Annotated in this window: 10 protein-coding genes and 1 tRNA gene; 7 read left to right on the top strand and 4 right to left on the bottom strand. The window is 63.3% G+C overall.

The features are described from left to right. Position 1 precedes the first annotated feature (1 nt). Positions 2-1,330 carry an MFS transporter gene (locus VKI00_RS02165; protein WP_324434961.1) on the bottom strand — a complete coding sequence of 443 codons (1,329 nt, stop codon included), beginning with the start codon at positions 1,328-1,330 and terminating at the stop codon, positions 2-4. Positions 1,331-1,429: 99 nt separating this feature from the next. Here VKI00_RS02165 and cmrA point away from each other — a divergent pair, with 99 nt between their 5' ends. Continuing rightward, a complete protein-coding gene (cmrA, locus tag VKI00_RS02170) occupies positions 1,430-2,233 on the top strand; it encodes a mycolate reductase (protein WP_324434963.1) in 804 nt (267 codons plus the stop codon). Between the two features lies 1 nt (position 2,234). Here the strand turns inward: cmrA and VKI00_RS02175 are convergent, their stop codons facing one another. Then, positions 2,235-3,800, bottom strand: coding sequence for a helicase HerA-like domain-containing protein (locus tag VKI00_RS02175; protein ID WP_324434964.1), 1,566 nt, complete (start codon positions 3,798-3,800; stop codon positions 2,235-2,237). Between the two features lie 171 nt (positions 3,801-3,971). Here VKI00_RS02175 and orn point away from each other — a divergent pair, with 171 nt between their 5' ends. The 6 genes from orn (at position 3,972) to VKI00_RS33665 (ending at position 6,439) form a co-directional block, all read left to right on the top strand. Further along, on the top strand, positions 3,972-4,619 hold the full coding sequence (gene orn, locus VKI00_RS02180) for an oligoribonuclease (protein ID WP_324434975.1): 648 nt from the start codon (positions 3,972-3,974) through the stop codon (positions 4,617-4,619). Between the two features lie 48 nt (positions 4,620-4,667). Next, positions 4,668-4,743 (top strand) — tRNA-His (locus VKI00_RS02185). 210 nt (positions 4,744-4,953) lie between these two features. Then, positions 4,954-5,178 carry a hypothetical protein gene (locus VKI00_RS02190; RefSeq protein WP_324434966.1) on the top strand — a complete coding sequence of 75 codons (225 nt, stop codon included), beginning with the start codon at positions 4,954-4,956 and terminating at the stop codon, positions 5,176-5,178. A gap of 127 nt (positions 5,179-5,305) precedes the next feature. Continuing rightward, positions 5,306-5,581, top strand: a complete 276-nt coding sequence (locus VKI00_RS02195; RefSeq protein WP_324434967.1) for a hypothetical protein — start codon at positions 5,306-5,308, stop codon at positions 5,579-5,581. 220 nt (positions 5,582-5,801) lie between these two features. Next, on the top strand, positions 5,802-6,119 hold the full coding sequence (locus VKI00_RS02200; RefSeq protein WP_324434969.1) for a hypothetical protein: 318 nt from the start codon (positions 5,802-5,804) through the stop codon (positions 6,117-6,119). A 98-nt stretch (positions 6,120-6,217) separates the two neighbouring features. Further along, a complete protein-coding gene (locus tag VKI00_RS33665) occupies positions 6,218-6,439 on the top strand; it encodes a P27 family phage terminase small subunit (RefSeq protein WP_414687099.1) in 222 nt (73 codons plus the stop codon). 293 nt (positions 6,440-6,732) lie between these two features. Here VKI00_RS33665 and VKI00_RS02205 read toward each other — a convergent pair whose 3' ends face one another. Together VKI00_RS02205 and VKI00_RS02210 are read right to left on the bottom strand one after the other, a co-directional pair. Further along, a complete protein-coding gene (locus tag VKI00_RS02205; protein WP_324434971.1) occupies positions 6,733-6,963 on the bottom strand; it encodes a hypothetical protein in 231 nt (76 codons plus the stop codon). Positions 6,964-7,670: 707 nt separating this feature from the next. Next, positions 7,671-8,046: hypothetical protein (locus VKI00_RS02210; protein ID WP_324434973.1), on the bottom strand; the 376-nt coding region annotated here is incomplete at its 5' end.

Below are 8,046 nucleotides of genomic sequence, written 5' to 3' on the forward strand. Positions count from 1 at the left end.
GTCAACCCACGCTGGTCGCGAAGCTTCCGCGCGGAGCACGCACCGTCAGCATGCCCAGCAGCCCCACAGCCATGACCAGACACAGGCCACCCATGCCGGCACGAACCGCTCCGAACACATCGACGAAGACCGAAAACAGCCACGGCGCCAAGAACGACACCGCACGCCCGGTCATCGTGTAGAGGCCGAAGGCCACACCTTCCTTGCCGTCTCTGGACATCCTGAGCAGCAGCGTGCGCGCCGAAGCCTGCGCCGGCCCGATGAACAGACACAACAGCAGTCCGGTGAGCCAGAACGCGCGGGGGCCGGACAAGACCATCATGGTGAGACCGAAGGCGATGATGCTGACCAGCGATACGACGATCACCGGCTTGGATCCGATCCGGTCGTCGACAAACCCGCCGACCACAGCCCCGAACGCCGCCACCATGCTCGCGGCCACTCCGAATATCAGCACATCGGCCGGTGAGATCCCATACACGTTGACACCCAGCACGCCGCCGAAGGTGAACAGGCCGGCCAGCCCATCCCGAAATACCGCGGCGGCCAGCAGGAAGTACACCAAATTGCGATCCCGGCGCCATTCGGCAACCAGCTCCGTCCACAACTTGCGGTAACCGCCCAGCAGAACCCCCCGCGGGCGGGCCACCTCGCCAACGGAAGGCAGCCGATGCGCGGTCAGCAGCAGCGGCAGCGCGAACACCGCCAACCACCCCGCGGCAAACAGCATCGCCATCCGGACGTTCATGCCGTCGCCGGCCGGCAGGTGCAGCAACCCGCGGGTAGCGCCCTTGCCGGAGATGAAGCCGAAGTAGACCACCAGCAGCAACATGACGCTGCCGCTAAACCCCGCCGCCAAGCCATAACCCGAGATCCGGCCGGAGTTTTCCGGCGTCGAAAGCTGACGCAGCATCGCGTTGTACGGAACGCTGGCCAGATCGCCGCACGCCGCGGTCGCCGCCAATAGCGCCAATCCCGGAAACAAATACTCCGGACGCTCACGGATCAGGCTCATCGTGCACGTCAGCGCCACCGCCAGGCCGGTCAGCGCGGTCAGCGCCACGCGCCGCCGGTGCGGATCCTCCACCCACACGCCGATCAGCGGAGCCAGCACCGCGATAGTCAACCCGGCGACAGCCAACGCGCGACCCAGCCAACTCGCCGGGGGCACTCCGCCGGGCAACCCCTGACCGACGCTGCCGGTCAGATAAACCGAGAACACGAAGGTCACCACGATCGCGCTCAGGCCGGCCGCACCGGTGTCCCACAGAGCCCACGTCAGCACTCGGGATCGCTCGGATGTGCGCGAACCCGATCCCGGGTTGCTCATGCTGCGACTCTAACCGGCTCGAGCTGTCTGGTCGCCGACCCGGTGCGCCCGGCTTTGCCAGGCTGCCGGTCGGCTCCAGCCGGCCTCTACGATTGGCGCATGCCAGTACCAGCGCCCAGCCCCGATGCTCGTGCCGTTGTCACCGGAGCCTCCCAAAACATCGGCGAGGCACTGGCCACCGAGCTGGCGGCCCGCGGCCACAGCCTGATCATCACCGCGCGGCGCGAAGACGTTCTCACCGACTTGGCCGACCGTCTGACCGACAAATACGCGGTAGCTGTCGAAGTACGGCCCACCGATCTCGCCGACACGGCGGAACGCGCAAAGCTGGTCGACGAGTTGGCCACCCGCAACATCTCGATCCTGTGCGCCAACGCCGGCACTGCGACCTTTGGTCCTGTCTCGAAACTGGACCCAGCGGTGGAAAGAGCACAGGTCCAGCTGAATGCGATCGCCGTGCACGATCTCGTACTGGCGGTGCTGCCGGGGATGCTCGAGCGGAAGGCCGGCGGCATCTTGATTTCCGGTTCGGCGGCGGGGAATTCACCCATCCCCTACAACGCGACCTATGCGGCTACCAAGGCGTTTGTGAACACGTTCAGCGAATCGTTGCGCGGGGAGCTGCGAAAGTCCGGTGTGCACGTCACCGTGCTGGCACCCGGCCCGGTGCGCACCGAACTACCGGACCCGGCCGAAGCGTCGATCGTCGAGAAGCTGGTGCCGGACTTCCTGTGGATCTCCGCCGAATACACCGCACGGAAATCCCTAGATGCCTTGGCGCGCAACAAGATGCGCGTTGTGCCCGGCGTGACGTCCAAGGCCATGTCGGTGGCAAGTCAGTACGCCCCGCGCGCCATCGTTGCGCCGATCGTCGGGAGCTTTTACAAGAAGATGGGCGGCTGAGCTACCGACGGCGGCGACCGCTACCACCGAACATGCTGCGGATGAGCTCAGTACCGAGCGCCTTGAGGAATGTCTGAAAGCCCCGGCTATTGACGAACCGCTTCCACCAGCCCGGCTTCTTCTCGGCCGCCGGCGCGGACTTCGATCCCGCCTCCGCCGGCGGACCGGCTGCGGCGGCTTGCGCTTTCAGGGCTTGAATCTTCTCGTATGCGGATTCACGGTCGACGGTTTGGCCGTACGTCGCCTGCAGCGGGCTCGCCTTGGCCGCAGTGCTGATCGCGTCGTCACCGATGGCAGACATCAGCGAGCGCGGCGAGCGCAGCCTGGTCCATGCGACCGGGGTCGGGGCGCCGCGCTCCGACAACACGGTCACCACGGCCTCACCGATACCCAGTGAGGTCAACGCCGAAGCCAGGTCGTAGACATCGGTCTTCGGGTAGGTGCGAACGGTTTTCGTCAACGCCTGCTGGTCATCGGGCGTGAACGCACGCAGGGCGTGCTGGATGCGTGCACCAAGCTGCGACAGCACCTCGTTGGGCACGTCGGTGGGCAACTGGGTGCAGAAGAACACGCCGACACCCCTGGAGCGGATTAACTTGACGGTCTGCTCGATCTGTTCCAGGAACGCCTTTGAGGCGTCGGTGAACAGCAAGTGGGCCTCGTCGAAAAAGAACACCAGCTTGGGTTTGTCAACGTCACCGATCTCGGGCAGCGATTTGAAAAGGTCGGACAACACCCACATCAGGAAAGTCGAGAACATTACCGGTCGTGCGGCCTGGTCGCCGAGCTCCAAGAGCGAGATGACACCGTGGCCTTTGTCATTGAAACGCAACAGATCCGTGGGCTTTAGCTCGGGCTCGCCGAAAAAGGTATCGGCGCCTTCGGCTTCCAGATTGACCAAGGCGCGCAGAATGACGCCGGCCGTCTGCGCGGAGACACCACCCAGTGACTTCAGCTCCGTCTTGCCGTCGTCGCTGGTGAGGTAGCTGATCACCTCCCGCAGATCTTTCAGGTCCAGCAGCTCGTAGTTCTTCTGCTGAGCCCAATGGAAAATCAACCCCAGCGTCGACTCTTGAGTAGCGTTGAGCCCCAGCACTTTCGACAGCAGGATAGGACCGAAGCTGGCGATGGTGGCCCGCACCGGGACCCCGATGCCCTTGGTGCCCAGCGACAAAAAATCCACCGGAAAGGCGCTCGGCTCCCACGTGTCGCCGGTTTCCTTGGCGCGCGCGGTGATCTTGTCGTTGCTCTGGCCCGGCCGCGACAAGCCCGACAGGTCGCCCTTGACGTCGGCCATCAGCACCGGTACGCCCGCCGCCGAGAGCTGCTCGGCGATCAATTGAAGCGTCTTGGTCTTGCCGGTGCCGGTCGCGCCGGCCACCAAACCGTGCCGGTTGACGGTGGCCAGTGGGATGCGGATTTGCGAGGAGGGGTCCGTCGCGCCATCGATGACGACCGTGCCCAACTCCAGGGCCTGGCCCTCGACTGCGTAACCGGCTGCGATCTGCTTTGCCGGAGCCACTGGAGTTCCTGCCGATGCGCTACTCGGTGTCGACTCGGAGCTCATTGCGACCTCTGCCTCCCCTGCTAGTCGTAGTCCGGCGACGATGCGGGCCGCGTCGGTCCGCTGAGGAGCCGGACAATCAAAGCTAGTACCGACAACGCATGACCTTACTTGCTGTTGCGCTCCGAGGGGTGGCTGCAGGCCTGGCGGCTAACTTTGCCTACTGTGAACGCTGTGCGGGACGAACTGGTGTGGATCGACTGCGAGATGACCGGGCTGGATCCGCGCTCGGACAAGCTGATCGAAATCGCCGTCCTGGTGACCGACGCTGACCTGAACGTCTTGGGCGATGGCGTCGACGTGGTGATCCACGCAGACGACGCGGCGTTGTCATCGATGATCGACGTGGTCACCGAAATGCACACCCGCTCCGGCCTTATCGAGGAGGTCCGCGCGTCCACAGTGGACGTCGCGGCGGCCGAGACGATGGTGTTCGACTACATCCGCGAGCACGTCAAACAAGCCAAAACGGCACCATTGGCCGGCAATTCGATCGCCACCGACCGTGGATTCATCGCTCGCGACATGCCTGCCCTCGACTCGTTTCTGCACTACCGGATGGTCGATGTGAGCTCGATCAAGGAACTCTGCCGCCGCTGGTACCCGCGCATCTACTACGGCCAGCCGGCCAAGGGATTGGCGCACCGCGCATTGGCCGATATCCACGAATCCATTCGCGAGCTCCAGTACTACCGGCGCACCGCGTTCGTCCCGCCGCCGGGGCCTGCCACCAGCGACATTGCCGCGGTAGCCGTCGAGCTCGGGGGTGAGGCGACCACGCCGGAGGCAATCGATTCGGCCGCCGAGGGTCCGAACGGCTAGTATCGACGTCGCCGCTTGGCGCCTTTACGGGTCCTGCTGGCGGCGATGGTGGGTGTAGTTCAGTTGGTAGAGCGTCAGGTTGTGATCCTGAATGTCGCGGGTTCGAGTCCCGTCACTCACCCCAAAGGTCAGAGGGTGTTTTTAGCCCTCTGACTTTGTGCTTTCCGGGGAGCCTTGCAACGCTGGCTAGCTACTCCGGTACCTCGCGCCGTGATCGACACGGGTTTTGTACGTGTGCGGCTGACGACGACCCGCGGGCAGCGGGTGGCTTTCGACCTTGCCTGCCAGGACGCCGCGAACTCGGGGCCTCTCTGTCTGAGCATGCGGGGAACGTATGACCGAGCTGACTGAAGAGATCATCAGCGGACCCGGGCGTCCGCCTGTCGTGGCGCAACACAGCGAGGATGGTGTGCTCTGGATCCACGCACCCAAGACAATCGTGGCACTTACCGCAGATGAGGCTGAGCGTCTGGCTGTGTTCATCCGCGACGAGGCACGCCTGCTCCGCTACCCGACGGCCACGCCGGCCAAGGCTCGGTTTGAGCAGGTGGATGGCTAGCCGGCCTGCTTGAATCCGGGGCTTGAGCCGTAGAGCCACGAATCCGGCGGGCCGGTGTCTTATTGCTCACACCCTGAGATCAACCCACATAGCTACAGCGTTGCGGCTGGTCGTGAAGGTAACAACAGTGTCGCAGTTATTTGATGAGCTGAGCAGGTTTACGGATGCAGAGCAATGGCTCATTGTCGCATTCGTCGCGTTGATGGTCGTCGTGTTCACTTGCTGGGTCGGCTTCGCCGTCGTCCTCGTGACGCGTACCGTCCTCAACGAAGCGGGTGAGACAGTGCGCGACCTCCTGCACCTGTTCCAGAAGTATCGCGAGACGCCCGCTTACGAACGAGTGCGCGACCGACTGCAGCCGCCGACCGCATCGCAGCTAGCCGAGCGAGTCGAGCGAGTTTGAGCCTGTTGCGTCTTCGCTGTCCTGGCTGGCCTCATCTACCTATTGCGATGACGTAAGTCGGACGCGCGGCCGAGCTAGACAATGCACATCCGACGAGAGTGCATTTCACATGGTTACGTCGAATTCCCTTGTGCTACAAGCGCTTTCAAACGATAGCGAACCGGGGGTGGCTTACAATCGCTGGCGCGCCCGGCCATCCACGACCGTTCCGGTCGAACTCATGGCGGTGATCCTGATCGTAATTAAATTTGGTCAGCGACAGGGGGTGTTCATTAAGGCGCGTTGGGCGGCACTGGCGCGTCCGGTGGAGCTGCTGCTGGCGCGGGCGATGGAGCTGCTGGCGCTTGAGCTGGAGCCGGCGGCGGGGGGTTTGGGATTGCCATGCACGCAAAAAAAGTCGCAGGCAGGCAGGGGCCAGGAGGCGCGAGGGGCGAGATGGATCCAAAGACCAGGGCTGCTGCTGCCGCGGCGGCAAATGCTTTATTCATTTTTCTACTTTCCGGACCCTCCGACGGCAAATATTGCCGCGTCAAGTTAAACCGTACGCGCATTCGCAGGTAGTTATAAGGGTCGTACGGCCACAACGCATTTCACAGGAGTTCCCTCATTTTCACTGATCTTGAACCACCGTTTGAGCTGAGCTTACCGGCACGCCGTCACTGGGACCGGCTAGCCTGCGACCTCCACGGCCAGGGCCGATGGGACGCGATTTCGCACGACATGCTGGCCGCGTTTTGTCAGCTGCTCCACCTCAGCCAGGAGTGTCTTACCGCGATCCTTGCTGATGGTGTGGTGGTGGCCGGTTCGCGCTCCGACCGTGACCGGGTTCGGCATCCGGTTTGGACGCCGTACACGTAGTGTCAGCAGAACTTTATTCGGCTGGCGCGGAGTATCCCGTTGGTTGATCCCAAGGCGAATCATTCCGGCGCGGCTCTGGACGCCTGGATTGATGATCTGGTGGCGCAGTGAGCGCGTCGATTGCTAACCGCGCGGCGTCTATCAGGCATTACTTGGATCGGATGGGCGCGGATCCGGCTACGGCGCGGCGGTACAGCCTTGTCGCGGCTCGTTGGGAGCAGCTTCGTCTAGCGGCGGATAGGGGGCAGACCACGCCGCCCCTTCGGCTCTCACATTCTTCCCCCCGCTTTGTTTCAGAGAAAGCGCCGAGGCGGTTCGGTCGGTTCGGGCGCAACCCCCGGGAGCCGCGGCCGTTTGAAGAAGCAGGCGGCCGTAAAGGGTTTGGCCTGGTCCACCGTGAAGTTAACCATCTCCCATCTTTGTTCCCCTAGCGCGTTCGCTTTGCGCATCATTTCATTCAGGGCATCGTCGCCCGTCGAATAGAACCATTTGTATTCCCACAGCGGCCCATCTGCCTCGCTCATCTGGCCACCCTAGGGCAGACGCGGGGAAGATCGCGGTGCTCTGCTATCTAACGCAATCTTGCCGGTGCGCGGCCCGGGGCTCTGCTGCGCGGCCGCGGGTCTGCAACGCTAGCCAACGCTAGCCAGCGAATCCGCCATCGCGCCTTGAGCGCCGCAGATGAGGCGGAACGGTTGGCGCCGTTCGTCTGTGACTTCGCCGACGCCAGAGAGTGGTTCTACTGGCTCGTCTCGATTCGAAAATAGAGATAGTGGATTTCCCGAGGTTGCACGATGACTGCTGTGGTAACCAACTCCCACCCTTTTGCGGCCCATTCGTCGAGGGTCGGGTTAATATTCTGGTCGCCGTGAACCGAAGCGCATCTGTATTGGTATGCCATGAACCCCGACAGTAGTCGTGCCAACAATCCACCTCACGTGAGAGTGCGCAACACATGGTCACGGCCATCGCCAAACCGAGTGCGCCCCAACAGGATCAGGGGGTGATACAAATCCTTACCGGCGCCGGCCTCAGCGACACCTTGCGGGGTTTTCCGTGGCCAAGCAAGTTTCGGAAAATAATGGGAATCCAACGGCGAGGGTGATCGCCGAGCCGTCGTGGATGGTGGACCTGCCGCGCATCGGCTCGGGGATGGCGCTACTCCCATGAAGGGGGCCTTTGGCGCGATGAAAAACTCCGCGGGCGGTCAGTGTGATTCGATGGTCAATCCCTACGCGCCGGCGAGAATAAAGGGGAGGAGAGGCAGGTACAGCAGAGCGATCACGATGTCCTCGGGGATCTGCACGATGTCCGTCAGGCCCGTGCCGACCCCCGTTGCGCCGTCGGCCCACAACGTGTAGTCCAGGCCAACCGCGAGGTCGGAGATGGCGTTGTCCGGTAACCCACCGGAGGCGGGGTCGATGCCGGTAAAGCCGCCTTGGGTGAAGCCGCTCGGATCAAACTCGAACGCCAGCAGGCTCAGCGGGTCGATCTGATATGCCGTCTCAACATCGGCGTTGAACGTGTCGATGCTGGCGTCCAGGTTGGCGGCCTCTGTTGGGTTGCTGCTGAGCAGTTCGGCGTCGGCCGTAGGCGTCCAGGTGTTG

The sequence above is a fragment of the Mycobacterium sp. genome, assembly GCF_035314665.1.
Lineage (GTDB): Bacteria > Actinomycetota > Actinomycetes > Mycobacteriales > Mycobacteriaceae > Mycobacterium.

Coding starts and splice junctions, on each gene's coding strand:
- VKI00_RS02165 (WP_324434961.1), bottom strand. CDS start 1,330: ATGAGCAACCCGGGATCGGGTTCGCGCACATCCGAGCGATCCCGAGTG.
- cmrA (WP_324434963.1), top strand. CDS start 1,430: ATGCCAGTACCAGCGCCCAGCCCCGATGCTCGTGCCGTTGTCACCGGA.
- VKI00_RS02175 (WP_324434964.1), bottom strand. CDS start 3,800: ATGAGCTCCGAGTCGACACCGAGTAGCGCATCGGCAGGAACTCCAGTG.
- VKI00_RS02190 (WP_324434966.1), top strand. CDS start 4,954: ATGACCGAGCTGACTGAAGAGATCATCAGCGGACCCGGGCGTCCGCCT.
- VKI00_RS02200 (WP_324434969.1), top strand. CDS start 5,802: ATGGCGGTGATCCTGATCGTAATTAAATTTGGTCAGCGACAGGGGGTG.
- VKI00_RS02205 (WP_324434971.1), bottom strand. CDS start 6,963: ATGAGCGAGGCAGATGGGCCGCTGTGGGAATACAAATGGTTCTATTCG.